26 protein-coding genes are annotated in these 23,576 nt (G+C 66.5%); 20 read left to right on the top strand and 6 right to left on the bottom strand.

Going from position 1 to position 23,576, the window contains the following annotated elements:
• Positions 1-13: 13 nt before the first annotated feature.
• Complete coding sequence (locus FG91_RS20555) at positions 14-736, bottom strand: ParA family protein (RefSeq protein ID WP_037518907.1); 723 nt, start codon at positions 734-736, stop codon at positions 14-16.
• Positions 737-993: 257 nt separating this feature from the next.
• On the opposite strand from FG91_RS20555, the gene FG91_RS22525 reads away from it, so the two are divergent.
• Positions 994-2,271, top strand: a complete 1,278-nt coding sequence (locus FG91_RS22525; RefSeq protein WP_052187987.1) for an SPOR domain-containing protein — start codon at positions 994-996, stop codon at positions 2,269-2,271.
• Positions 2,272-2,337: 66 nt separating this feature from the next.
• Positions 2,338-3,171: a phosphate/phosphite/phosphonate ABC transporter substrate-binding protein gene (locus FG91_RS20545; RefSeq protein WP_037518902.1), complete on the top strand. Its 834-nt coding sequence runs from the start codon at positions 2,338-2,340 to the stop codon at positions 3,169-3,171.
• 19 nt (positions 3,172-3,190) lie between these two features.
• Here the strand turns inward: FG91_RS20545 and bla are convergent, their stop codons facing one another.
• Entirely contained in the window at positions 3,191-4,105 is a 915-nt protein-coding gene (gene bla, locus FG91_RS20540) for a subclass B3 metallo-beta-lactamase (protein WP_037519055.1), read from the bottom strand.
• Between the two features lie 93 nt (positions 4,106-4,198).
• Between bla and FG91_RS20535 the strand changes: the two genes are divergently transcribed.
• Both FG91_RS20535 and FG91_RS20530 read left to right on the top strand, forming a co-directional pair.
• A complete protein-coding gene (locus FG91_RS20535; protein WP_037518899.1) occupies positions 4,199-5,074 on the top strand; it encodes a LysR family transcriptional regulator in 876 nt (291 codons plus the stop codon).
• A gap of 54 nt (positions 5,075-5,128) precedes the next feature.
• Positions 5,129-5,335: a hypothetical protein gene (locus FG91_RS20530; RefSeq protein ID WP_037518897.1), complete on the top strand. Its 207-nt coding sequence runs from the start codon at positions 5,129-5,131 to the stop codon at positions 5,333-5,335.
• Positions 5,336-5,469: 134 nt separating this feature from the next.
• Here the strand turns inward: FG91_RS20530 and FG91_RS20525 are convergent, their stop codons facing one another.
• Positions 5,470-5,820 (bottom strand): DUF2200 domain-containing protein, encoded by a 351-nt coding sequence (locus FG91_RS20525; protein ID WP_037518895.1) that lies wholly within the window; start codon positions 5,818-5,820, stop codon positions 5,470-5,472.
• Positions 5,821-6,018: 198 nt separating this feature from the next.
• Between FG91_RS20525 and FG91_RS20520 the strand changes: the two genes are divergently transcribed.
• Positions 6,019-6,222, top strand: coding sequence for a DUF6980 family protein (locus tag FG91_RS20520; protein ID WP_037519052.1), 204 nt, complete (start codon positions 6,019-6,021; stop codon positions 6,220-6,222).
• A 20-nt stretch (positions 6,223-6,242) separates the two neighbouring features.
• On the opposite strand, the gene serB is transcribed toward FG91_RS20520, so the two are convergent.
• Positions 6,243-7,127 (bottom strand): phosphoserine phosphatase SerB, encoded by an 885-nt coding sequence (serB, locus tag FG91_RS20515; RefSeq protein WP_037518891.1) that lies wholly within the window; start codon positions 7,125-7,127, stop codon positions 6,243-6,245.
• On the opposite strand from serB, the gene miaA reads away from it, so the two are divergent.
• The 10 genes from miaA to FG91_RS20465 all read left to right on the top strand — a co-directional run bounded on the left by miaA (position 7,126) and on the right by FG91_RS20465 (position 17,119).
• Positions 7,126-8,100 (top strand): tRNA (adenosine(37)-N6)-dimethylallyltransferase MiaA, encoded by a 975-nt coding sequence (gene miaA / locus FG91_RS20510; RefSeq protein ID WP_037518889.1) that lies wholly within the window; start codon positions 7,126-7,128, stop codon positions 8,098-8,100. The two genes, serB and miaA, sit on opposite strands and share 2 nt — an antisense overlap.
• Before the next feature lie 73 nt (positions 8,101-8,173).
• Positions 8,174-9,928 (top strand): acetolactate synthase 3 large subunit, encoded by a 1,755-nt coding sequence (locus FG91_RS20505; protein ID WP_037518887.1) that lies wholly within the window; start codon positions 8,174-8,176, stop codon positions 9,926-9,928.
• Between the two features lie 5 nt (positions 9,929-9,933).
• Positions 9,934-10,452 carry an acetolactate synthase small subunit gene (ilvN, locus tag FG91_RS20500; protein ID WP_037518885.1) on the top strand — a complete coding sequence of 173 codons (519 nt, stop codon included), beginning with the start codon at positions 9,934-9,936 and terminating at the stop codon, positions 10,450-10,452.
• Positions 10,449-10,916 (top strand): hypothetical protein, encoded by a 468-nt coding sequence (locus tag FG91_RS20495; protein ID WP_037518883.1) that lies wholly within the window; start codon positions 10,449-10,451, stop codon positions 10,914-10,916. The genes ilvN and FG91_RS20495 overlap by 4 nt, the downstream gene beginning before the upstream one ends.
• A gap of 59 nt (positions 10,917-10,975) precedes the next feature.
• On the top strand, positions 10,976-12,016 hold the full coding sequence (ilvC, locus tag FG91_RS20490; RefSeq protein WP_037518881.1) for a ketol-acid reductoisomerase: 1,041 nt from the start codon (positions 10,976-10,978) through the stop codon (positions 12,014-12,016).
• A gap of 213 nt (positions 12,017-12,229) precedes the next feature.
• A complete protein-coding gene (locus FG91_RS20485) occupies positions 12,230-12,862 on the top strand; it encodes a DUF6151 family protein (protein ID WP_235212121.1) in 633 nt (210 codons plus the stop codon).
• A gap of 18 nt (positions 12,863-12,880) precedes the next feature.
• A complete protein-coding gene (locus FG91_RS20480) occupies positions 12,881-14,017 on the top strand; it encodes an 8-amino-7-oxononanoate synthase (RefSeq protein WP_037518880.1) in 1,137 nt (378 codons plus the stop codon).
• Positions 14,014-14,622 (top strand): dethiobiotin synthase, encoded by a 609-nt coding sequence (gene bioD / locus FG91_RS20475; RefSeq protein ID WP_037518879.1) that lies wholly within the window; start codon positions 14,014-14,016, stop codon positions 14,620-14,622. The genes FG91_RS20480 and bioD overlap by 4 nt, the downstream gene beginning before the upstream one ends.
• A 156-nt stretch (positions 14,623-14,778) precedes the next feature.
• Positions 14,779-16,035, top strand: a complete 1,257-nt coding sequence (locus FG91_RS20470) for an adenosylmethionine--8-amino-7-oxononanoate transaminase (protein WP_037518877.1) — start codon at positions 14,779-14,781, stop codon at positions 16,033-16,035.
• A gap of 253 nt (positions 16,036-16,288) precedes the next feature.
• Positions 16,289-17,119 carry a 23S rRNA (adenine(2030)-N(6))-methyltransferase RlmJ gene (locus FG91_RS20465; protein WP_037518874.1) on the top strand — a complete coding sequence of 277 codons (831 nt, stop codon included), beginning with the start codon at positions 16,289-16,291 and terminating at the stop codon, positions 17,117-17,119.
• 20 nt (positions 17,120-17,139) lie between these two features.
• Here FG91_RS20465 and FG91_RS20460 read toward each other — a convergent pair whose 3' ends face one another.
• On the bottom strand, positions 17,140-17,460 hold the full coding sequence (locus FG91_RS20460; RefSeq protein WP_037518873.1) for a hypothetical protein: 321 nt from the start codon (positions 17,458-17,460) through the stop codon (positions 17,140-17,142).
• A gap of 597 nt (positions 17,461-18,057) precedes the next feature.
• Here FG91_RS20460 and FG91_RS20455 point away from each other — a divergent pair.
• Complete coding sequence (locus tag FG91_RS20455; RefSeq protein WP_037518872.1) at positions 18,058-18,471, top strand: hypothetical protein; 414 nt, start codon at positions 18,058-18,060, stop codon at positions 18,469-18,471.
• Between the two features lie 211 nt (positions 18,472-18,682).
• Here FG91_RS20455 and FG91_RS20450 read toward each other — a convergent pair whose 3' ends face one another.
• Positions 18,683-19,789, bottom strand: a complete 1,107-nt coding sequence (locus FG91_RS20450) for a helix-turn-helix transcriptional regulator (protein WP_052187984.1) — start codon at positions 19,787-19,789, stop codon at positions 18,683-18,685.
• Between the two features lie 196 nt (positions 19,790-19,985).
• Between FG91_RS20450 and FG91_RS20445 the strand changes: the two genes are divergently transcribed.
• The 4 genes from FG91_RS20445 (at position 19,986) to leuA (ending at position 23,551) form a co-directional block, all read left to right on the top strand.
• Positions 19,986-20,624 carry a YceI family protein gene (locus FG91_RS20445; RefSeq protein WP_037518871.1) on the top strand — a complete coding sequence of 213 codons (639 nt, stop codon included), beginning with the start codon at positions 19,986-19,988 and terminating at the stop codon, positions 20,622-20,624.
• Positions 20,625-20,712: 88 nt separating this feature from the next.
• The gene (locus FG91_RS21185) at positions 20,713-21,066 is read left to right on the top strand and encodes a hypothetical protein (protein WP_052187983.1); all 354 of its coding nucleotides are present in this window, start codon (positions 20,713-20,715) and stop codon (positions 21,064-21,066) included.
• A gap of 128 nt (positions 21,067-21,194) precedes the next feature.
• On the top strand, positions 21,195-21,683 hold the full coding sequence (locus tag FG91_RS20435; RefSeq protein ID WP_052187981.1) for a rhodanese-like domain-containing protein: 489 nt from the start codon (positions 21,195-21,197) through the stop codon (positions 21,681-21,683).
• A 203-nt stretch (positions 21,684-21,886) separates the two neighbouring features.
• A complete protein-coding gene (gene leuA / locus FG91_RS20430) occupies positions 21,887-23,551 on the top strand; it encodes a 2-isopropylmalate synthase (RefSeq protein ID WP_037518869.1) in 1,665 nt (554 codons plus the stop codon).
• The last annotated feature ends 25 nt before the right edge of the window (positions 23,552-23,576 follow it).

Genomic DNA, 23,576 nt, shown 5'->3' with positions numbered 1-23,576 from the left:
CCCGTACTCCCCGTCACTGGCCAGCGATGCGGCGGCCGAAGCCACCACCCATCGGGCGAACCGCGCCATAATTGCCCTGTGTGGGCAGCGGCGCGGCAAATACGGTCCTGCGGAAATTCTTTTCGAGGCGGTCGTTCATATACGTCCACAGCTGGCGGATCTCGTCGGCCGAGCGTCCGTTGGGATCGACTTCCATCACCGTGCGGCCGTCGATCATCGACGCGGCATAATCGGTGCGGTGGTGCAGCGTGATCGGCGCGACGGTGCCGTGCTGCGACAGCGCGACCGCGGCTTCGCTGGTAATCTTGGCCTTCGGCGTCGCGCCGTTGACGACGAACACCAGCGGCTTGCCGGCGCGTTCGCAAAGGTCGACGGTGGCGCCGACGGCGCGCAGATCGTGCGGGCTGGGCCGCGTCGGCACAACGATCAGCTCGGCGACCGAAATCACGCTCTGGATCGCCATGGTGATCGCCGGCGGCGTATCGATCACCGCCAATTTAAAGCCCTGCTGGCGCAGGATTTCGAGGTCGGAGGCGAGCCGGGCGACCGTGGTCTGGGCGAACGCCGGAAGGTCGGTTTCACGCTCGTTCCACCAGTCGGCGAGCGAGCCCTGCGGATCGATGTCGATCAGAACGACGGGGCCGGCGCCCGCAAGCTGCGCCTGCACCGCGAGGTGCCCCGACAGCGTGGTCTTTCCCGACCCGCCTTTCTGTGAAGCCAATGCCAATACGCGCACTGCGTTACCCCCTCGGAAATCCAAAATTCGGCGAAGGGATGCCATGCGGGGCGCTAAAATTGGGTTAACGATGATAAAAAGAGGGTGAACGACTTGCTCGCAAATATGGTAAATGACCCCCTAAGACGAACTTGTGCCAGAACGGATCAAGTTCGGCGTGACCGCTTTTGTCGCTAACGCCGTGTTAGCCAATTGCCGTTATAAAGCCCCCGGGGACTGCAGCCGGCCTTATGCGGCGCAAGTCATTGGAGAATAAGATGCGTTCTTTCCGCACCGTCCTTTCGCTGGCTTTGCCGTTGCTCGCGGCATCGATGCTGGCGGCGCCCGCTTATGCCGACGTCAAGGACGGCGTCGATGCCTGGCAGGCGGGCAATTATGCGGCCGCCGTTGCCGAATGGCGCCCGCTCGCCCTCGCCGGCGACGCCGATGCGCAATTCAACCTCGGCCAGGCGTATAAACTCGGCCGCGGCGCCCCCGCCGATCTCGTGCAGGCGGAGGCCTGGTATCGCCGCGCCGCCAAGCAAGGCCATTTGCAGGCGGAGGATAATCTCGGCCTCGTGCTCTTCACCGCGAACCGCCGGCAGGAGGCGATGCCCTTCATCCTCAATTCGGCCGCGCGCGGCGAACCCCGCGCGCAATATGTCCTCGGCACCGCGCACTTCAACGGCGACCTCGCGGCAGAGGACTGGCCGCGCGCCTATGCGCTGACCAAGCGCGCGAGCGACGCCGGGCTCGGCATCGCTTCGGCGCGCCTTGCGCAGCTCGACAATCTGATCCCGCTCGACCAGCGCCAGCGCGGCCTCGCGCTGCTCCCCGAAATCGAACGCGGCGAACAGCAGGCGCGCCTCGCGGCGGTCAACGCCGCCGCGCCGCCCGCGCCCAAACCCGTGCCGGCGGCCTCGCCGGTGAAGGTCGCGAGCCTGCCCGCATCGACCCCCGGCACCCGCTATACGCCGCCCCCGGTGATCGACACGCCGCCCGCAAAGCCCGCACCGCAGCCTAAGCCCGAACCCGTCCGCAGCGTCGCTATGGCCTCGTCCCCCGTCGCGAGCGCCGCCGCAGCCGCCGCAGCCGCGGCTGCCGAAGCGACCGCCAACGCCGTCGCCGCCACCGGCCAGCCGGGCACGAGCTATGCCGCGCCGCCCGAAAGCGGAAAGCTGCCGCCGAAGGCCGAGCCCGCAAAGCCCGCGCCCAAGCCCGCCGAACCCAAACCCGCGCCGGTCAAGCCCGCACCCGTCAAGGCCGCCCCCGTCGCCACCGCCGCCGCCGCGCCGGCGCCGGTGCGCGTCCACAACGGCACCGCCAGCCCCTGGCGCGCCCAGCTCGGCGCCTTCGGGGTCGAGGCAAACGCCCGGAGCCTCTGGGCCGCGCTCGAAAAGAAGAATCCCGCCTTCGCCGGGCGCACGCCCTATCTGGTCAAGAGCGGCAAGCTCACCCGCCTCCAGGCCGGCGGCTTTGCGAACAAGGGCGAAGCCGAAAGCTTCTGCGCAAGCGTGCGCAAGGACGGTCAGGCCTGTCTAGTGCTGGATCGCTAGTCGCGCCGGCATGTCGTTCGTCGGAGAATCCTTTGCTTCGGCTACCGTCGCGTCCATCGCGCGGTGATGCTTCTGACCCTTCTCGCGGCGTGGGCGTCGCCGGTTGAAACACCACCGGCGCTGCGCGTCGGCACCTATCATTATCCGCGCTACGACCGATCGGTTGCGCTGGCGCCGCTTGCCGCACTCGTCGAACGCGCGTCGGGGCGGCCGACCGAAATCCGCTTGCTCGATACGCCCGAAGCGCTGGCGAAGGCGCTCTGCCGCGGCGAGATCGATATTGCGATGACCAATCTCGGCGCATTCGTCGAGGCTCGCTCCTGCCCCGATGTCCGGCCGATCGCTGTCCTTTCCACGCCTCCGGCCGTGCTCGATCGCTATCGGGGCGTCCTGCTGGTGCGCCGCGATAGCGGCCTCGCATCGCTCGACGCCCTCGGCGCGCGCGCCGGCGACTTGCGCTACACCGAAGTGCTGCCGGGCTCGACGTCCGGCGCACTGGTTCAGTCGGCCGCGCTGCGAAGCACCGGCCGCGCCCCGGTTTTTGCGACGCGGCGCCATGCGGGCACCCACGAAGCCGCCCTGGCAGAGCTGCTTGCCGGCCGCACCGACGTCGCGGCGCTCGCCGAAGGCCCCTGGCGCCAGTTGCAGGCCGACGATCCCGGCACCGCCGCGACGCTTCTTCAGGTCTGGCGATCCGATCCGCTCCCGCCGGGGCCGCTGGTCTGTCGCGACCAGGCATCGGTGCCCTGCGCCGCCGTGCACCGCGCCCTTCTGGCCGATCGCGGCGAGGTCGCGGTCGCCCTGTCGAAAGGATGGAGCGAAACCGAAGGCGCCGTGCGTTTCGGTGCCTATGACCCGGCCCGCTATGATCCGTTCCAGGCGGAGCCGCCGCTTCCCTGACAGAGCCGCGGCAGGCGGGTCAGGATCCGCCCGCTTCCTTGGCAAGACGCGCTGCCAGCGCTTTGCGCGACCGCTCGGCGTAAGTGCGGCACGCACCGGGCTTGTCGTTATAGCGCCCCGGACCCGCATTATCGGGGTGCGCGGAAATCAGGATGTCGCATGCGAGCGCGTCCATCTTGCGATGACTCGCTTCGAACGCCTTCACGATCGGCGCGCTCGACGGCGCAGTATAACGATAATCGTCGGCCGACACCGGGTTGAGGCTCGACGCAAAGACGATCGCCTTGCACGTCTGCTTCTCGCACGCCTGCCAGCTCCAGCTCATGCTCCCCATCGTGTGCCCCGGCGTCGCCACCGCCGTGATCGCCGCCTTGCCCAGCTTCAACACTTCACCATCCTTCACCACGCGCAGCCGCGTCACGGCTGGCCAGCTGCCGCCGTAAGCGAGTTGCGGGTCGTCCGCCGCATGTTTGCCCGTGCGCAGCCCTTCGGCGCCGCGCGCGCTCGCGACCACCGTCGCGCCGGTGTCGCGCACCAGCGCGGCGATCCCGCCGGCATGGTCGAAATGCGGTTCGGTGCTCAGAATAAATTTGATGTCTTTGGGATCGAAGCCGAGCGCACGGACATTGGCGAGGATCGCGGGCGCCGCCTGCGGCAACGCGCCATCGACCAGCACCAGCCCGTCGCCGGTATCGATCAGCGCGACGCTCAGCCCGCCGAAGCCGACGAGATAGCTCGTCCCGAAAATCTTCTCAGGTCTGGCAGGCGCCAGCCATTCGGCCGCACGCGAAGCCGCAATCGGCCGCGTTAACGGGTCGTCCGCACCCGGCGCAACCCCGCCCGCCACCGTCTGCGCCTTCGCCTCCTGGACGAGCGGCAGCGGCACATGGCTCACGCCCGCCAGCCAGGCGGCAATTGTCATCATCGCGATCATATCCGTCTCCTTCCCCGCCGGGATGCCGCGCCGCGCCGCCGCCCACAAAGCATGATTTCTCGACAAAGCCATGAGAATAATTGATGACAGGCCATGGACCGCGCCCAGCTCCCCCTGAACGCCCTCCGCGCCTTTGAGGCTGCGGCGCGCCACCTCAATTTCACCCGCGCCGCGATCGAACTCTGCGTCAGCCAGGGCGCCGTCAGCCATCAGGTCGCGCAGCTCGAACGCCGCCTCGGCACGCGCCTCTTCCACCGCCTGCCGCGCGGGCTCGCGCTCACCGACGAGGGCCACGCGCTCGTCCCAGTCGTCGCCGATGCCTTCGACCGCGTCGCCGCTACGCTCGACCAATATACCGATGGCCATTTCCGCGAGGCGCTCAAGGTCGGCGTCGTCGGCACCTTCGCGACCGGCTGGCTACTCCCACGCCTCGACGCCTTCGCGCGCCTGCACCCCGCGATCGACCTCCGCATCTCGACGAACAACAACCGCGTCGACCTCGCGGGCGAGGCGCTCGACTATGCGATCCGCTTCGGCGACGGCGCCTGGCACGGCACCCACGCCGAACCCTTGCTCGCCGCGCCGATGGCGCCGGTCTGCGCCCCCGCGATCGCCGCGCGCCTCAAGAACCCCGCCGACCTGATCCACGAGCGCCTGCTGCGCTCGTACCGCGCCGACGAATGGGCGCTCTGGTTCGCCGCCACGGGCGTCCCCGTCCCCGTGCTGCGCGGTCCCGTCTTCGACAGCTCGGCGTTGATGGCGACCGCCGCTGCCGCGGGTCAGGGCGTCGCGCTCGCGCCGCCTTCGATGTTCACCCGCGAACTCGCCGCCGAGCTGCTCGTCCAGCCCTTCGCGGTCACGATCGACGCCGGCCGCTACTGGCTCACCCGCCTGATGTCGCGCCCCGAAAGCGACGCGATGCTGCGCTTCCGCGGCTGGCTGACCGATGAAATCGCCGCGACCGCATAACCATCCCGCTTTCCCCACTGGACAGAATCATCGCGCTGCCGCTACCCGGCCGCCATGGGTATCACCGCAACGATCATGAACACCGCCACCGGCCAGCCGATCCAGAAAATGACCTTCGGCCGCATGCCGAAACCCTGGGCCAGCTTCAACCTCGCAACCGGCGAACTCGTCACCGCCGAACGGATCGACGTGGGCAAACCCGAACCCGGCAAATTCGCCGCGACGGTCCATGTATGGGTCAAGGTCAAGGCGAAGGACTGACGCCAGTCCTGTGGACGGCGCGGCCACTTCCAACCGCCGCGCCGACACAAATTTCCGCGCTAGTGTTGACGACGTAAACATCGATCGCATTTGAACAGCGCTAATGTTAACATTGTTAATATCGACGAGAGAAATCAGCTCCGCAAGATCTTCTCCATCGCCTTCCCTTTGGCGAGTTCGTCGATCAGCTTGTCGAGATAGCGGACCTCGCGCATCAGCGGCTCTTCGATATTTTCGACGCGAACGCCGCAGACCACGCCCGTGATCAGCTCGCGCGACGGGTTGATCGCGGGCGCATGCGCGAAGAAATCCTCGAAATTCGTCCCCTTGGCGAACTCGGCCTCGAGCGCTTTCTGGTCATATCCGGTCAGCCAGCGGAAAATCTCGTCAACCTCGGCTTTCGTGCGCCCCTTCTTCTCCGCCTTGGCAATATAATGCGGATAAACGCTCGCGACGCTCATCGAATAGATGCGGTGCTTCGTCATAGGACCTCCACATCGAACACCATAACCACCGCCCGCGCCTTCGTCATCCCGGACTTGATCGGGGTCCCGTTTGTCTACGCGCCGGGAGGGACTGATTGGTGGACGCTCCCCAAGCTTCGTGAAGAGGTGGGGAACGTCGTCTCCCGGCCATCGCGGTCATTGCTGGCCCCACATTTTCTGGCATAAGCAGATATGGCCATGACCATTTCTTGCTGCGAACGAATGAACGCTGATTTGCATCGCGAATGCCCGGTTCATGAGGACCGCACCGATTGTCCCGATGCATTCGTCATCGAGATGAATGGGGGCTTTGGCCTGATGGTTCATGACGGCGGAAGCAGCGCCGTGGAAATTGCATTCTGTCCATGGTGCGGAGCGAAGTTGCCTGCGATGGCCCGCTAACGGCCGATGGCCGCTACGCCCTACCCCAGCACCCAGCTCCGCCGCGGATAACCCTGCGCCCACAGCAATGCCGTCAAATCATGATGCCGGATCACCGCCGCCGCCGCCTCGCCCGCCGCGGGGTGCGGATAATAGCCGACCCCCAGCCCCGCCGAGGTGATCATCGGAATGTCGTTCGCGCCGTCGCCGACCGCCATCGTCTCGGCGAGCGGCAGGCCATGCTTCGCCGCCTCGGCCTTCAGCGTCTCCAGTTTCGTTTTGCTGTCGACGATCGGCTCGCGCACCTTGCCGGTCAGCTTGCCGCCGGCAATCTCCAGCTCGTTCGCGACCACCTTGTCGAACCCGATCGCCTCGCCCACCGGCCCGGCGAAGGCGGTGAAGCCGCCCGAAATCAGGATCGAGTGCGCGCCATGCGCCTTCATCGTCTGCACCAAGGTGCGCGCCCCGCGCGTCAGCCGCACGCGCTCCATCCGGCAATCGACCAAAGTCGTCTCGGGCATCCCCGCGAGCAATCCGACGCGCTCCTCCAGCGCGGCGCGGAAATCGAGCTCCCCGCGCATCGCGCGCTCGGTGATCGCCGCGATCTGCGGCTTCAGCCCCGCATAATCGGCGAGTTCGTCGATGCACTCGACGGTGATCATCGTCGAATCCATGTCGGCGATGATCAGCTTCTTCGTCCGGTCGCCCAGCGGCTGCACGACGATGTCGAGCGAACCATGGTCCATCAGCGCCAGTTCCTTGCGCGCGCTGACCAGGCTGCCGTGAAATACGATGTCCGCCGCGTCATGCTCGTCGATCCAGTGCGGGGCGCCGACATCGTGGCCCGTCGCGGCGAGCCGGTCGATCCCCTCGCGAACCACCTCGTCGGTCAGCTTTCCTGCTGCTATCAGCGTCGCGACGAACATGGCATCTCCTTCTTTCTCGACCGCCAACGCGCGGCCTCCCGTGGCACTTATCGCCGGACCCACCGCCAGCGGCAAGAGCGCTTTGGCGGTCGCGCTCGCAAAATCTCTTTGCGGGACAGGCCGGGACGCGCTCGTCGTCAACGCCGACGCGAGCCAGGTCTATGCCGACCTTCGCATCCTCTCCGCACGCCCGACCGGCGAAGAGATGGAGGGCATATCCCACCGCCTCTTCGGCCACATCGACGCCGCCGACGCGCATAATGCCGTGCGCTGGGCGGACGAAGCACGCGACATCATCGCCGAAGCACACGCTGCGGGGCAAATTCCCATCCTCGTCGGCGGCACCGGCCTCCACATGCGCACGCTGCTCCACGGCATCGCGCCGGTGCCCGAGATCGATCCCGATATTCGCGAGGCAGTCCGCGCGCTCCCCGTGGCCGACGCGCACGCCGCGCTGGCCAAGGCCGATCCCGACGCCGCCGCACGCCTGAACCCCGCCGACACCACCCGCGTCGCGCGCGCGCTCGAAGTCGTGCGCTCGACCGGCCGCACCCTCGCCGACTGGCAGCGGGCGATCGCGGGCGGCATCGCCGACCAGATCGCGCTCGCCCCGCTGGTTCTCTTGCCCCCGCGCGACTGGCTGCGCGACCGCTGCGACGCGCGCCTCGTCCAGATGTTCGAACGCGGCGCGGTCGAGGAGGCCGAAGCCCTGCTCGCGCGCGGCCTCGACCCCGACCTGCCCGCGATGCGCGCGATCGGCGTCCCCCAGATCGCCAGCCATCTTCGCGGCGACATCACCCGCGCCGAAGCGCTCGAGCTGACGCAAGCGGCAACGCGCCAATATGCAAAGCGCCAATATACGTGGTTCCGCAACCAGCCCCCCGCCGACTGGCTGCGCCACGTCGAGTCATTAAACATCGATTCTATCAAGGAATTAGCAATAATATTACGTGATAAGCTGTTGACAAGATAGAATCATACACCTATTGCCCGCACCCTGTTGCAGCGCACAAGCGCTGCCTTTTTGTATTGGAAGGAGTTTCGTCGTGACGGAAATGAGTGGTGCCGACATGGTGGTTCAGGCGCTGGTCGACCTCGGGGTCGATACAGTGTTCGGCTATCCGGGCGGCGCGGTCCTTCCCATCTATGACGCGCTCTACAAACACCCCACGATCAAGCACATCCTCGTCCGCCACGAACAGGCGGCGACGCACGCGGCGGAAGGCTATGCGCGCTCGACCGGCAAGCCCGGCGTCGTGCTCGTCACCTCCGGCCCCGGCGCGACCAATGCCGTCACCGGCATCACCGACGCTTTGCTCGATTCGATCCCGATGGTCGTGCTCACCGGGCAGGTTCCGACGACCTTGATCGGCACCGACGCCTTTCAGGAATGCGACACGGTCGGCATCACGCGCCACTGCACCAAGCATAATTATCTCGTGATGGACCCCGACCGCCTCGGCCCGATCATGCACGAGGCGTTTCATATCGCGACGCACGGCCGCCCCGGCCCCGTCGTGATCGACATCCCGAAGAATGTGCAGGTCGCGACCGGCACTTATTCGGTGCCCGAGTTCATCCAGCACAACAGCTATCGCCCGCAGGTCGAACCCGACGCCGACGCGATTTCGCAGGCTATCGACATGATCGCCGCGGCCGAGCGCCCGGTTTTCTACACCGGCGGCGGGGTGATCAACGCCGGCCCCGACGCGAGCGCCGCGCTGCGCCAGCTCGTTTCGCTCACCGGCGCGCCGATCACCTCGACGCTGATGGGGCTCGGCGCCTTCCCCGCCGACGATCCGAAATGGCTCGGCATGCTCGGCATGCACGGCACCTATGAAGCGAATATGGCGATGAACCGCGCCGACCTGATCATCGCAGTCGGCGCGCGCTTCGACGACCGTGTAACGGGCCGCCTCGACGCCTTCTCGCCCGATTCCAAGAAAATCCACATCGATATCGACCGCAGCTCGATCAACAAGATCGTGCCCGTCGACCTCGCCGTCGTCGGCGACGCCGGCCGCGCGCTCGATGCGCTGATCGCCGCGTGGCAGGACAAGGGCCATAAGGCGCGCGACCTTGGCGAATGGTGGCGCCGCGTCGACGGCTGGCGCGCGACGCGCTGCCTCGACTTCCCCGAAAAGAAGGAAGCCAGCGCCGAAATCATGCCGCAGCGCGCGGTGAAGGCACTGTTCGACGCGACGCGCGGCCGCGACCCGATCATCACGACCGAGGTCGGCCAGCACCAGATGTGGGCGGCGCAGCATTTCGGCTTCTCGGCCCCCAACCGTTGGCTCACCAGCGGCGGGCTCGGCACGATGGGCTATGGCTTTCCCGCCGCGGTCGGCGCGCAGATCGCGCACCCGAACCGCCTCGTCATCTGCATCGCGGGCGAAGCCAGCTTGCAGATGAACATCCAGGAAATGGGCACGGTCGCGCAGTACCGCCTGCCGGTGAAGATCTTCATCCTCAACAATGAATGGATGGGGATGGTCCGCCAGTGGCAGGAACTCACCTATGAAAGCCGCTATTCGAACAGCTATTCGGACAGCCTGCCCGATTTCGTGAAGCTCGCCGACGCCTATGGCTGGACGGGCCTGCGCATCGACAATCTGGGGCAGCTCGAGGACGGCATCAAGAAGATGATCGAGACCCCGGGTCCGGTGATCGTCGACTGCCGCGTCGCGCAGCTCGCGAACTGCTTCCCGATGATCCCGTCGGGCGCGGCGCACACCGACATGATCCTCCAGCCGAGCGACGTCACCGGCACGATGGACGACGAAGCCAAGGCACTGGTGTAACTCACATGAAAATCAAAACCGAAGCCGGCGAGCGCCACGTGCTCGCCATCACCGTCGATAACGAAGCCGGGGTGCTCGCCAAGATCACCGGGCTGTTCACCGCGCGCGGCTATAATATCGAAAGCCTGACGGTGGCCGATATTACCGCCGACCACGCGCTGTCGCGCATCACCATCGTCACCTCGGGCCCGCCGCCGATCATCGACCAGATCATCGCGCAGCTCGACCGGCTCGTCCCCGTGCACAAGGTCATCGACCTCAACGACGCGGGCGAGGCGCATGTCGAACGCGAAATCGCGCTCGTGAAGGTCGCGGGCACCGGCGACAAGCGCATCGAGGCGCTGCGCATGGCCGACGTCTTCCGCGCCAAGGTCGTCGACACGACGCTCACCAGCTTCATTTTCGAAATCACCGGGACGAGCGACAAGGTCGACCGCTTCATCGCCTTGATGCGCGAATGCGGGCTGGTCGAGGTCGGCCGCACCGGCGTCGTCGCCATCGCCCGCGGGTCGGAGGCGCTATGATCGGCTTGTTCCTCCCGATGGCGCTTTCCATGGCGCCGGCGGCTGCCGACCGCCTCGACCTGAGCCGGATCGCCAGTACGACGACGATGGAAGGCACCTGTCGCAAGCTGATCCTTCCCGGCGGTGGGGACAACACCTCCCGCTGCGCTGGCAAGATCGCCCACATCACGTATCGCGACGGCCGCTCAAGCTTTCGCATCGCGGTGGCCGGCAACATTTTGATCGGCTTCTACGGCAATGAGAAGGCTGCAACCGGCGACACCGCCACGTTGGTCGTAACCAATATCCTCGTCACCCCGCCCTTCGGCAGGGGCGCCGATGTCCTCAATGCGGAGGGCGAGTGCCGCTTCACCGCCCCCGGTGCCGGCCCCGCTCAAGTCGAGTGCAAGGCGACGAGACCGGGGGAAGCTTACGAGCTTTCATTCGCATCCGATGGCAAACCCCCGACCGTAGAGCGGCCCTAGCCTCTCTGGTTCTTCGCAATTTCGCCTCCGGGCAGTTCACACCAAGGAAAAGAATTATCATGCAAGTCTACTACGATCGCGACGCCGACCAGGATCTGATCAAGGGCAAGAAGGTCGCCGTCGTCGGCTACGGCAGCCAGGGCCATGCGCACGCGCAGAACATGCGCGACAGCGGCGTCAAGGAAGTCGCCATCGCGCTCCGTCCCGGTTCGGCAACCGCGAAGAAGGCCGAAGCCGCCGGCTTCAAGGTGCTTTCGAACAAGGAAGCCGCCGAATGGGCCGACGTGATCATGATCGCCGCCCCCGACGAGCATCAGGCAAAAATCTACGCCGATGACATCGGCCCGAACATGAAGCCCGGCGCAGCGCTCGCCTTTGCGCACGGCCTCAACATCCACTTCGGCCTGATCGACGCGCGCCCCGACATCGACGTCTTCATGGTCGCGCCCAAGGGCCCCGGTCACACGGTGCGCAGCGAATATCAGAAGGGCGGCGGCGTCCCCTGCCTGATCGCGGTCGCGCAGGAAGCACAGGGCGCGGGCGCGTCGGGTAACGGCTTCGCCAAGGCGCTCGCCCTCTCCTACGCCAGCGCCGTCGGCGGCGGGCGCAGCGGCATCATCGAGACGACCTTCAAGGAAGAGTGCGAAACCGACCTCTTCGGCGAACAGGCGGTGCTCTGCGGCGGCATCACCCACCTGATCCAGGCGGGTTTCGAAACGCTCGTCGAGGCGGGCTACGCCCCGGAAATGGCTTATTTCGAGTGCCTCCACGAAACCAAGCTGATCGTCGACCTCCTCTATGAAGGCGGCATCGCGAACATGCGCTATTCGATCTCGAACACCGCCGAATATGGCGACATCAAGACCGGCCCGCGCATCATCACCGACGAAACGAAGAAGGAAATGAAGCGCGTCCTCGCCGACATCCAGTCGGGCCGCTTCGTGAAGGACTTCGTGCTCGACAACCAGGCCGGCCAGCCCGAACTGAAGGCGAGCCGCAAGGCGGCCGCCGCGCATCAGCTCGAAAAGACCGGCGCTGAACTCCGCGCGATGATGCCGTGGATCGCCAAGAACCAGCTCGTCGACAAATCGAAGAACTGACGCAAATCCTCCCTGTGGCCGCAAGCCATGGGGAGGGGGACCGCCGCGAAGCGGTGGTGGAGGGGCGGCAACGTCGCGTTACAGCCTCTCCGTCAGCGCTTCGCGCTGCCACCTCCCCATCGCTGCGCGACAGGGAGGATTGGAACAATAGTTGATGACCTCCAGCCCTGACCCTCCAAAGGCTTCCGCAATCGTGGGCAACGGACTAGGGGGATGGCGATGACATCCGATCTCTCCTTCGCCTGCGACTGCGGAACCGTTACCGGAACGATGCGCGTCACGTCCGGCGAGGGCGACCATGTCGTCTGCCATTGCACCGACTGCCAGGATCTCACGCACCATCTCGGCCACGCCGAACGCCTGCTCGACGCGCACGGCGGCACCGCACTCTACCAGACGCGATGCGCCCGCATGCGCCTCGACACCGGGCGCGACCGCCTCGCCTGCCTCCATCTGACCGACGCTCCAACGCTGCGCTGGTACGCCGCCTGCTGCCGCACGCCGCTGTTCAACACATTCAAGAACGGCAAGCTCCCCTTCATCACCATCCTGACCGCAACCTGCGATCCGGCAAGACGCGAGCAGGTCTTCGGACCACCACGCGGTCATCTCTTCACGCAGGACGCGATCGGCGACGCCAGCCAGCTGCCCAAAATGGGCACGCCGACGCTGATGCGCCGCTTTTTCGTCCGCGCGATCAAGGACATCGTCTCGGGCGACCGGCGGAAAGCCGCGCTCTTCGACGCAACAACCCTCGAACCGATCGCAACCCCGCACCGGCTGACCGGCGAAGAACGGGCGGCGCTGGAAGGGCGCCGAACCAAAGCGGGCCCCGATCCCACTTAAAAACATCGACAGGACAGAATGACCAACTCTCCCTTCACCGCCCATCACGCCGATCTCGCGGCGCTCGCGCATGACAGCCGCCGCCGCACCCTCGCGCCGCGCGCCGGCCGCGATTTCGCATCGAACGACTATCTCGGCCTCGCCGATAGCGAAGCGCTCCGCGAAGCGCTCACGGCAGGCATCGAGCGCGGCCTCCCCGCAGGCTCGGGCGGCTCGCGCCTGCTCCGCGGCAACCACGCCGAGCATGAAGCGCTCGAAGCGCATGCCGCGCGCCATTATGGCAGCGAAGCCGCGCTCTTCTTCCCCACCGGCTTCGCCGCCAACGCCGCGCTGTTCGCGGCGCTCCCGCAGCGCGGCGACCTCGTCGTCCACGACGAACTCATCCACGCGAGCGCGCACGACGGCATGAAGCTCGGCCGCGCCGGCCACGTCGCGGCGACGCACAACGACGCACAATCCTTCGACGACATCATCGCGCGCTGGCGCGCCGGCGGCGGCGCGGGCACGCCGTGGATCGCGGTCGAAAGCCTCTACAGCATGGACGGCGACCGCGCCCCGCTCGCCGATCTCGCCGCGGTCGCCGACCGCCACGACGCGGTGCTCGTCGTCGACGAAGCCCACGCGACGGGCGTGTTCGGCCCCGGCGGCGCCGGCCTCGCCCACGGCCTCGCACGCCGCGACAACCTCATCACCCTCCACACCTGCGGCAAGGCGCTGGGCGCCGAGGGCGCCTTGCTCTGTGCCCCCGCGATCGCGACCGACTTCCTCGTCAACCGCGGCCGCCCCTTCATCTTCTCGACCGCGCCTTCGCCGCTGATGGCGTGGCTCGTCCGCCACGCGATCGAGATCGTCGCGAACGAGCCCGAACGCCAGGCACGCCTCCACAGCCTCGTCCGCCACGCCGCCGAGCGCCTCGTGCCGCTCGGCATCCCCGCCAGCGGCACGCAGATCCTGCCCGTGATCATCGGCGACAACAACCGCACGATGCGCATCGCAGGCCAATTGCAGGGCGCGGGCTTCGACATCCGCGGCATCCGCCCGCCCACCGTCGCGCAGGGAACCGCACGCCTGCGCATCGCCATCACGCTCAATGTTGACGAAGCTAACATCGACGATATGGCCGACGCCCTTGCCTCGGCGATGGCCGCGGCATGACGCGCTTCGTCGTCACCGGCACCGACACCGGAATCGGAAAAACCATCTTTTCCGCCGCTTTGGCGCAGGCAAGCGGCACGCCTTACTGGAAACCGATCCAGTCGGGCCTCGAAGAGGAAACCGACAGCGAAGCCGTCGCCCGCCTCGCCGGCGTACCGATTCACCCCGAAGCCTACCGCCTCGTCACCCCCGCGTCGCCGCATCTCGCCGCCGAAATTGACGGCGTTAACATCGACGTCGACACGCTGACCCCGCCCCCCGGCAACCTCATCATCGAAGGCGCCGGTGGCGCGCTCGTCCCCGTCACGCGCACCACACTCTACGCCGACCTCTTCGCGACATGGCAGATCCCGGTGATCGTCTGCGCGCGCACCGCGCTCGGCACGATCAACCACAGCCTGCTCACGATCGAAGCCCTGCGCGCGCGCGGCGTCCCGATCCACGGCCTCGCCTTCCTCGGCGACGCGGTGGAAGACAGCGAGGCGATCATCGCGAAGATCAGCGGCGCCCGCCGCTTGGGCCGCCTGCCCACCATCGATCCGCTGACCAGCGAAACGCTCGCCACCGCATTCAGCGCGAACTTCGACATCGCCGACTTCCTCTAATTTTCGTCATCCCCGCGGAGCCGGAGGCGGCGCGCAGCGCCAACGCGGGGACCCAGCGCAACGAAAAACTCCGCCCGCAGGGTGACAATCTGAAACGTGAGGGCAGAACTGGGTTCCCGCTTTCGCGGGAATGACGAAGGAGTATAGGAACGCGCCATGAGCACCCCCACCTCCCCCGTCTGGCACCCCTTCACCCAGCACGGCCTCGGCGACCCCATCCCGCTGATTTCGCACGCCAAAGACGCGCGCCTCTACGACGCGAACGGCCAAAGCTGGATCGACGCCATCTCCTCTTGGTGGGTCACCACCCACGGCCACGCGCATCCGCGCATCATGACCGCGATCCGCGCCCAGACCGAAAAGCTCGACCAGCTCATCTTCGCCGGCTGGACGCACGAACCCGCCGAGACGCTTGCCGCCGAGCTGATCCGCATCACCCCCGACCCGCTCACGCGCGTCTTCTTCTCGGACTCGGGCTCGACCAGCGTCGAGGTCGCGCTCAAGATGGCGCTCGGCTACTGGTATAACATCGGCGAGGCGCGCAGCCGCATCCTCGTCCTCGAGCATAGCTATCATGGCGACACGATCGGCACGATGTCGGTCGGCGAACGCGGCGTCTACAACCGCGCCTGGCAGCCGCTGCTGTTCGACGTCGACACCATCCCCTTCCCGCACGAAGGGCTCGAACAGAGGGCGCTCGACGCACTCGAAGCCGCCTGCGCCCAAAAGCCCGCCGCCTTCATCGTCGAACCGCTCATCCTCGGCGCCGGCGGCATGCTCATCTATCCCGCATGGGTACTCGCCGAGATGCGCGCGATATGCGCGCGCCACGGCGTGCTCTTCATCGCCGACGAGGTGATGACCGGCTGGGGCCGCACCGGCACGCGCTTCGCCTGCGATCAGGCGGGCGTGATCCCCGACATCGTCTGCCTCTCGAAAGGCCTCACCGGCGGAAGCCTGCCGCTCGCGGTCACCCTCTGCATCGAGCCGATCTTCGAAGCGCATTTCTCGACCGACCGCGCCAAGACCTTCTATCATTCGTCGAGCTACACCGCGAACCCGATCGCCTGCGCCGCCGCGAACGCCAACCTCGAAATCTGGCGCGACGAACCCGTCCAGCAGCGCATCGACACGCTCGCCGACGCACAGGCCGCACATCTCTCGTTGCTCAGCCACGACCCGCGCGCCCAAAACCCCCGCCGCCTCGGCACCATCGCCGCGCTCGACATCGTCGTTTCCGACAGCGGCTATCTCTCGAACCTCGCCCCGCGCCTCATCGCTTTCTATCGCGACCACGGCGTCCTCCTCCGCCCGCTCGGCAACACGCTCTACGTCATGCCGCCCTATTGCATCACCGCCGACGAGCTGGCGCAGGTGTGGGGGGCGATCAGCGCCTCGCTCGGCACCATATAGGACAGTGGCGGGAAACGACCGATCCAAGTCATTCGACATTGGGCGGGTGCAGGTCCGCTACTGACAGACGCGGACGTCGAAGCGCCGCAGTCAAAGCCAATCGCATCCGGCTCCTTGAGGCCTTGTGCAGAATGCTTTGAAGGTTTCCGCCCGACTCTATACGGGCACCGGATTGGTTGCTTCCATCGCCTCGCGCCCGGCTTCCGTGCCCAGCCGTTGGTATAGAGGCAGATCGCCAGGATACTGAATTACAATGAATTATCGCCATAGCTTTCATGCTGGAAACAGCGCCGATGTCGTAAAGCACTGCCTGCTCATCGCCCTCGTGCGGGCGTTGCAGCTCAAAGAGAGCCCGCTCACCCTGATCGACACCCACGCCGGCTGCGGCCTGTACGACCTTGGCGGCGATGACGCGCAACGCACCGGCGAGGCTACACAGGGCGTAGTGCGCGCCTTTGCCGACACGAACCCGTTGCTGGACGACTATCGCGCCGCCGTACAGGCGGTAAATGCCGGGGAAGAGCCGCGCCTCTATCCCGGATCGCCGCGCTTCTTGGCGCAGCTTCTGCGTCCGCAGGATTTTCTGATCCTGAACGAGAAACATCCCGAAGACGTCTATGCCCTGCGAGGCGCGATGCGCGACACATCCGCCGCCGTGCATGAGCGCGACGCCTACGAGTTTTGGCTGGCGATGCTGCCGCCCCGCACCGCGCGCGGCGTGGTGGTGGTCGACCCGCCGTACGAGCAGACCGATGAACGCGCGCGTATCACCGCCACCCTCGCCGCGGCCCACCGCAAATGGGCGCATGGCGTGACGGTCGTCTGGTATCCGCTGAAAGACCGCGCCACGCATGTGCGGTGGAAGGCGCAGCTACGTAAGCTCGGCATCCCGAAGTTTCTGGTGGTGGAGCATTGGTTGTACGATAGCGATCAGCCCGACATCTATAACGGCGCGGGCCTTTTTATCGTCAACCCGCCCTATGCCTTCACGCAGGCGCTGCCGCCTCTGCTGGAAGCCCTGCGCGCCGCGCTGGCGCCGGAGGGGCATAGGGGCCAGATCACAACCGATTGGTTGGGCGATTAAGATAAACCTTCATCTTCCGTTTAGTCGCCGTTGGCATCAACCATGAAGACCGTCGGCTTGCCGCGAGAAGCCGGGTCCCATCCTGCCGACAATGCCGCTCGCACCCCTCGCGAGGCTATCGCGTCGTTGATCTGCGAACGCCCTTTCGGCAATCCTTTCAACAGGCGCTTTGGCGTCGGAAATTCCAGCACGGCTTCGCGTGGCATATCTCTCTGGCGCAAGGCGACCGTCATGCCCTTCCAGCCATCGGAAGAGGATAGTTGGGGCTCGCTCAGGAGTTCCCAGTCATATTTGACACCATCGATTTGGACGGTGCCGCCGCGGCCGTGCATGTGAAGCATGGGATGCCCTTAGCATGTTAGGCGCGGCGCTCCAGTCGGTTCACATCAAAGATCGGCTGCCGGAACATTTGCCGGTCAAGACAGCCGCTCCGCGGCGACGATATCGACCGATTGCTGCCATAAAGATCCTCCCTGTCGCGCAGCGATGGGGAGGTGGCAGCGCGAAGCGCTGACGGAGGGGTTATGACGCGCCGTTGCGACCCCTCCACCACCGCTTCGCGGAGTGTAGGGTTGGATTGCCCCCGGCAATCCAACCCTACACTCCGGGGGACTGGACGACCCAACACTCCCCCTCCCCACGGCTTCGCCGCAGGGAGGATCTTTATGGCCGCTCCCCACCCCATAGCAGCCTATCCCGATCCTCGTTGAAATTTCGCACCTGCCGGGATGACGCACCCGCGCTGCGACGAACGACCGGAACGGGGCTGGTTTTTCATTTCCGAAACACCATCTGAGTAACATCGGCCCCGCGCCGGGCCGCCGCATTCCCGTTCCCGCCGAAAGCGCAATGGGTTACGCCGGACGAGTTCGGCTTAGGTTCATCTCCGCACGGCAATCTGCGCCGCGGGGATACGGGGTATGGGAACGCGATCGATAATGAAGAAAACAGCCGGCCTCCTCCTCCCCCTCTTCGCGGCGCTCGCCTTCGCCGCGCCCGCACTGGCGCAGAATGACAGCTCGCTCGCGCAATCGGGCGAGCCGCCGCAGCGCACCTCGGTCCTCTATACCTATGGCGACGAACCGTGCCCCGAACCCAAAGGCGACGAGATCGTCGTCTGCGCGCAGCAGCCCGAGACCGAACGCTACCGCGTGCCCAAGGAATTGCGCGAGGAGCTGAAGGAAGACGTCCCCGCCGGCGGCGGCAGCTGGGCCTCGGCCGTCGACGGCTATAACAATGGCGCCGCGGCAGCGAGCCGCCCGAACAGCTGCTCGCCCGTCGGCAGCTACGGCTTCACCGGCTGCGCCGCCGCGGCGATGCGCGAATGGTTCGAGGCACGCCGCGCGCCCTAGGGTCAGGGCCTAGCCCTCCGCTCGTCGCATATACCCCGGACAGGGTATGACACCCGCAACAGATCGATGATACCCGCCGCCGATCAACGGCTTGCCTCGGCCTGCCGGTGGATGATGGTGGGCACGGCGTTGCACGGCAACGACGGCGCCCGGCCTGAGGGGGGATATCGGCGGCACGCGACCCGCCGCCGGTATCTTCCGTTCCGTTCCTTCAGCGCAGCAAACGGTTCACCAGCGCCGTCAGTTCGGCCTCGCGGGCGACATCGCTCTTGCGCAGGATCGACTTGATCTGCGTGCCCAGCGTTTGCGCGCTCGTGCCGCGCCCGGCCGCGATATCCTCGCGCGCCTCGCCGTTCGCGAGGCGCAGCGCGATCTCGGCCTCGGCCGCGGTCAGGCCCAGCGCCGCGCGCAGCGGCACGATCCGCATCGCCGGAATATCCACGGCGCGCCGCACAACGACCAGCACGCGCGGGTCGAACCCGAAATCCCATTCGCGTCGCGGCAGGCGAAAAAGTTCGCACAATAACCCGTCTCCGCCCTCCTCCGGCGAGGCGATCCAATGCTGCTGCATCGCCTCCCCGTCCAGCGCGCGCGCCAGCGCCGCCTGCAACGCCGCATCGGCATCGCGGCGCGCGGCGCCCAGCCGGCCGCGGCGCAGGCGCAGCGCCCCACCGGCACCGTCGCCGACGATCGCCTCGGCCGCCCCCGACAATGCGGCGACCGCGCCCTGCCGATCGATCAGGAACGCAGCGACGCCGATCGCGTCGAACGCGCCGACGGTCATCGCGGCGCCGCGCTGCGCCATCGCCTGCTGCATGCGCACCGCCGCCAGCGCATAGGTCGCGCCCGCGGCGAACAGCTTGCGGTCGCGCCGCCCGGTGCGGCCGTCGCGCTCGGATCGCAGCGCCGCCAGCCCGACGAGCAGCCCCTCGCCCTCGACCAGCACGGTCTGGCAGCCTTGGACGCCGTCCCACTTGCGGATATGCTCTTCATAATCGTCGGTGCCGCTGTGCTGGCGCGCGATGTCGTAATGCGCCTCGCTCAATATTTCGAGCGGCCGGCCGCCCGCGGCGACGCGCCAGTTGACCTCGGGCCGCCACCCCTCGATTTCCACGAACTCGCGCTGATAGGCGGGGTCGATATCGGGCATGAAGTTGAACAACGTCGCGTCGTCGCCCAGCCCCAGCAATTGCGCGCGCGACGACCCCGTCCGCCGCGCGAACAGGCGCAGCGCCGCGTTCCAGCCGTCCTCCTCGAACGGCGCCGCCAGAAAGGCATTTTCGACCTCGCCCGCTTCGCGGACGAACAAGCTATCCATCGACGTCGGCCCCCCAGCCTTCGTGCCCAGCTTCCGTAACTTACCGCATTGCAGCATGAAAGCGGGCGCGGCACAAGCGCCTTGCGACGGCGCACCGCCGTGGGACGAAATCGCAACGCTGCGTTTCCGTCGGGCTTATTGACGCCGTCCCTCGCCTTCGCCTAGCTTCGCGCCGCCCTCAACAGGAGACTTCCTCATGCGTCGCATCGTCCCCCTCGCCGCCCTCGCACTCGCCGTCGTGGCGACCCCGATCGTCCTCGCGCAGGGCGGTTCCGCCCCCGGCGCGCCCGACAAGACGCGCGTCACCGCGGGCACCTACGCCGCCGACGCCGGCCACACGATGGTCGTGTGGGAAGTCGATCACCTCGGCTTCAGCAAATATACCGGCATCTTCGGCGACGTGACCGGCACGCTCGTCATCGATCCCAAGAATCTCGCCGCCGCCAAGGTCGACGTCACGATCCCCGTGGCAAAGGTCACTACCGCCAGCGCCGGGCTGACCAGCCACCTGCTGCGCGCCGGCAAGGACGGCGGCAAGCCCGACTTCTTCGGCGCTGCCCCCGCCGACGCCAAATTCGTCTCGACCAGCGTCGTGCCGGGCAGCGACGGTGACGAAGCGAAGGTCACCGGCAATTTGACGCTCAACGGCGTGACCAAGCCCGTCACGCTCGACGTCGATTTCCACGGCGCGGGCGTCGGCATGAACAAGAAGGAAACCATCGGTTTCCAGGCCGAAACGACGATCAAGCGCAGCGATTTCGGCGTGTCGATGGGCATTCCCTACGTCAGCGACGCGGTCGAACTCGAAATCCACGCCGCGTTCGAAAAGCAGTAAGCCGCTCACGCCAATCTGTCACACGCGCTGCGTATGAACGGGGCGGGACCTTCGCGGGTCCCGCCCCTTTTCGTACAGGAGCCATGTGATGAGCGAACTGGTACGCGAAATTGTCGAAGTGAACGCCTCGATCGACGGTGACGAGGAAAATCCGCTGCTGGTCGTCGAGGTCGAGGGTCTCGCCCCCACCGCGGGCTGGGCGAATATCCGGCTCGACCCGCATGTCTACATCACCCCGCCCGACGACGGCGTGCAGGATTTCGACCTCGTCGGCGATCGCCCTAAGGACGCCGCCGAAGTCCTCAGCGAAGTCGAGGCCGCATGGGAAGGCCCGCTGCTGGACTGGTGCATCGGCGTACGCATCCACGCGGTCGACAATTTGATCGAGGACGAGGTTTTCGAACCGTGGGACGAAGACGACGACGCGAGCGAAGCCGCCTGATCCCGCCCCGCCACCACCCCCTGCACTGCGCCGGACCGCGAAGCCGCTTTGCGGTCCGGCGACATTTTCGGTTCATCGCAGAGCCAGCAAGCACGGCGTAGCCTCCTCCTATTCAAGGGAGGATCACCATGCGCACGCTGCTTCTCGCTCTCGCCCTCACCGCCGCCACCCCCGCGCTGGCGCAGGCCAATCCGCAAATCGACTATCCCGCCTTCCAGACGCTGACCGCCAGCGTCGCCCCCGCGCGTGCGACGCGCCTCATCGCCTTCGACGCGTTCAAGGCCGAGGCCGCGAAGCCCGGCACCCTGCTCCTCGACGCGCGCTCGAAGGACGCCTTCGCGCGCGGCCACATCAAGGGCGCGGTCAACCTGCCGCTCACCGACTTCACCGCCGAGAGCCTCGCCGCGGTCGTTGGCGCGAACGCCGACCGTCCCATCCTCATCTATTGCAACAATAATTTCTCGAACCACCGCAGCCCCGTGCCGCTCAAATCGGCGGCGCTCGCGCTCAATATCCAGACCTTCATCAACCTCGTCGGCTACGGCTATCCCAACGTCCGCGAGCTCGCCGACGTCGTCGATTTCAACGATCCCAAGGTCGAATGGGTGACAGGCTGAGCCCGCCCGCGACGCAATTTTCACACTCCCCCCTTGCCAAACGCGACATTTTGAACCAATAGCCTCCCCATGCGCGGCAACGCCCTTCTTCTTCTGCGACTTACACGCCCTTGGGCGTGACACTGGCTGCGCGCTAGTCGCGGCCACCCGCTCAAGGGTCCGATCGACACAGCATCGCAACCACCAGAAGAAGTTTTAACACCATGACCATGCTCCGCGACCCCTCGGTCAAGTACAGCGCCTTTCCGCAGGTTCCCTTGAGCAACCGCGAATGGCCCGGCCGCGTCACCACCAAGGCGCCGATCTGGCTCTCCACCGACATGCGCGACGGCAATCAGGCGCTGATCGACCCGATGGATGCCGAGAAAAAGGCGCGCTTCTTCGACCTGCTCGTCCGCATCGGCCTGAAAGAGATCGAAGTCGGCTTCCCCAGCGCCGGCGCGACCGAGTTCGACTTCATCTCGGGCCTCGTCAAATCGGGCCGCATCCCCGACGATGTGACACCACAAGTGCTGACCCAGTCGCGCGCCGACCTCATCCGCACCAGCTTCGACAGCCTCGCGGGCGCCAAGACCGCGATCGTCCACGTCTACAACGCCGTCGCCCCCGCCTGGCGCAAGATCGTGTTCGGCATGGATCAGGCCGACATCAAGCAGATCGCGATCGACGGCGCGAAGCAGCTCCGCGACAATGCCGCGCGCCTGCCGCAGACCAACTGGCGTTTCCAGTACAGCCCCGAATGCTTCTCGACGACCGAGATCGATTTCAGCATCGAGGTGTGCGCCGCGGTGATGGACATCCTGCAACCCACCACCGACAACCCGATCATCCTCAACCTCCCCGCGACGGTCGAGGCGGCGACCCCGAACATCTACGCCGACCAGATCGAATATTTCGGCAAGAATCTGCCCGGCCGCGACAAGGCGATCATCAGCCTGCACACGCACAACGACCGCGGCACCGGCGTCGCGGCGGCCGAACTCGGCCTGCTCGCGGGCGCCGACCGCGTCGAGGGCTGCCTGTTCGGCAATGGCGAGCGCACCGGCAACACCTGCCTCGTCACCATCGCGCTCAACATGTACACGCAGGGCGTCGACCCGCAGCTCGACTTCTCGAACATCGACGAGGTCATCCAGACGGTCGAATATTGCAACCGCCTGCCGGTGCACCCGCGCCACCCCTATGGCGGCGAGCTCGTCTACACGGCGTTCTCGGGCAGCCATCAGGACGCGATCAAGAAGGGCTTCGCCGCGCGCGAGCGCCAGAATGACGAGCGCTGGGAAGTCCCCTACCTCCCCATCGACCCCGCCGACCTCGGCCGCAGCTATGAAGCGGTGATCCGCGTCAACAGCCAGTCGGGCAAGGGCGGCGTCGCGTGGGTGCTCGAACAGGACAAGGGCCTGAAACTGCCCAAGAAAATGCAGGCGAGCTTCAGCCACGTCGTGCAGGCCTTGGCCGACGAGACAAGCCGCGAACTCGGCGCCGAGGACATCTGGGGCGCCTTCGACCACGCCTATCTGGTCACCGAGGGCAAGCGCTTCCAGCTCGTCGACTGGTCGGAGAGCCACGCGGGCACCGACCGCATCTTCGCCGGCAAGCTCACCATCGACGGCACCCCGCGCAGCGTCAGCGGCCGCGGCAACGGCCTGATGAGCAGCGTCATCGCCGCGCTTGCGGAGTCAGGCGGCCCGATCATGGACATCGTCGACTATAGCGAACACGCGATCGGCCAGGGCAGCAATGTGCAGGCCGCGGCCTATGTGGAGTGCCGCACCGCGGACGGGAAGAGCCTGTTCGGCTGCGGACTCGATACCGACGTCGCGACGGCGAGTGTGCGGGCGATCTTGTCGGCGGGAAATGGGGCCTAATCGCCTTCAGACCCTATCTAATGGG

It is taken from the genome of Sphingopyxis sp. LC81, assembly GCF_000756375.1.
Lineage (GTDB): Bacteria > Pseudomonadota > Alphaproteobacteria > Sphingomonadales > Sphingomonadaceae > Sphingopyxis.
Note: the sequence above shows the minus strand (reverse complement) of the source record. Positions and strands in the feature narration are given on the sequence as shown.

Excerpts from the sequence above, each read along its gene's own strand:
- FG91_RS20530 (WP_037518897.1), top strand. The coding sequence starts at position 5,129 with ATGGGTATCACCGCAACGATCATGAACACCGCCACCGGCCAGCCGATC.
- FG91_RS20525 (WP_037518895.1), bottom strand. The coding sequence starts at position 5,820 with ATGACGAAGCACCGCATCTATTCGATGAGCGTCGCGAGCGTTTATCCG.
- FG91_RS20480 (WP_037518880.1), top strand. The coding sequence starts at position 12,881 with ATGACCAACTCTCCCTTCACCGCCCATCACGCCGATCTCGCGGCGCTC.
- FG91_RS20495 (WP_037518883.1), top strand. The coding sequence starts at position 10,449 with ATGATCGGCTTGTTCCTCCCGATGGCGCTTTCCATGGCGCCGGCGGCT.
- FG91_RS20455 (WP_037518872.1), top strand. The coding sequence starts at position 18,058 with ATGAAGAAAACAGCCGGCCTCCTCCTCCCCCTCTTCGCGGCGCTCGCC.
- FG91_RS20465 (WP_037518874.1), top strand. The coding sequence starts at position 16,289 with ATGAATTATCGCCATAGCTTTCATGCTGGAAACAGCGCCGATGTCGTA.
- serB (WP_037518891.1), bottom strand. The coding sequence starts at position 7,127 with ATGTTCGTCGCGACGCTGATAGCAGCAGGAAAGCTGACCGACGAGGTG.
- FG91_RS20545 (WP_037518902.1), top strand. The coding sequence starts at position 2,338 with ATGCTTCTGACCCTTCTCGCGGCGTGGGCGTCGCCGGTTGAAACACCA.
- FG91_RS20485 (WP_235212121.1), top strand. The coding sequence starts at position 12,230 with ATGGCGATGACATCCGATCTCTCCTTCGCCTGCGACTGCGGAACCGTT.
- FG91_RS20520 (WP_037519052.1), top strand. The coding sequence starts at position 6,019 with ATGACCATTTCTTGCTGCGAACGAATGAACGCTGATTTGCATCGCGAA.
- FG91_RS20450 (WP_052187984.1), bottom strand. The coding sequence starts at position 19,789 with ATGGATAGCTTGTTCGTCCGCGAAGCGGGCGAGGTCGAAAATGCCTTT.
- FG91_RS20435 (WP_052187981.1), top strand. The coding sequence starts at position 21,195 with ATGCGCACGCTGCTTCTCGCTCTCGCCCTCACCGCCGCCACCCCCGCG.
- FG91_RS20445 (WP_037518871.1), top strand. The coding sequence starts at position 19,986 with ATGCGTCGCATCGTCCCCCTCGCCGCCCTCGCACTCGCCGTCGTGGCG.
- FG91_RS20470 (WP_037518877.1), top strand. The coding sequence starts at position 14,779 with ATGAGCACCCCCACCTCCCCCGTCTGGCACCCCTTCACCCAGCACGGC.
- FG91_RS20535 (WP_037518899.1), top strand. The coding sequence starts at position 4,199 with ATGGACCGCGCCCAGCTCCCCCTGAACGCCCTCCGCGCCTTTGAGGCT.
- bioD (WP_037518879.1), top strand. The coding sequence starts at position 14,014 with ATGACGCGCTTCGTCGTCACCGGCACCGACACCGGAATCGGAAAAACC.
- ilvC (WP_037518881.1), top strand. The coding sequence starts at position 10,976 with ATGCAAGTCTACTACGATCGCGACGCCGACCAGGATCTGATCAAGGGC.
- ilvN (WP_037518885.1), top strand. The coding sequence starts at position 9,934 with ATGAAAATCAAAACCGAAGCCGGCGAGCGCCACGTGCTCGCCATCACC.
- leuA (WP_037518869.1), top strand. The coding sequence starts at position 21,887 with ATGACCATGCTCCGCGACCCCTCGGTCAAGTACAGCGCCTTTCCGCAG.
- FG91_RS20460 (WP_037518873.1), bottom strand. The coding sequence starts at position 17,460 with ATGCTTCACATGCACGGCCGCGGCGGCACCGTCCAAATCGATGGTGTC.
- FG91_RS22525 (WP_052187987.1), top strand. The coding sequence starts at position 994 with ATGCGTTCTTTCCGCACCGTCCTTTCGCTGGCTTTGCCGTTGCTCGCG.
- bla (WP_037519055.1), bottom strand. The coding sequence starts at position 4,105 with ATGATCGCGATGATGACAATTGCCGCCTGGCTGGCGGGCGTGAGCCAT.
- miaA (WP_037518889.1), top strand. The coding sequence starts at position 7,126 with ATGGCATCTCCTTCTTTCTCGACCGCCAACGCGCGGCCTCCCGTGGCA.
- FG91_RS21185 (WP_052187983.1), top strand. The coding sequence starts at position 20,713 with ATGAGCGAACTGGTACGCGAAATTGTCGAAGTGAACGCCTCGATCGAC.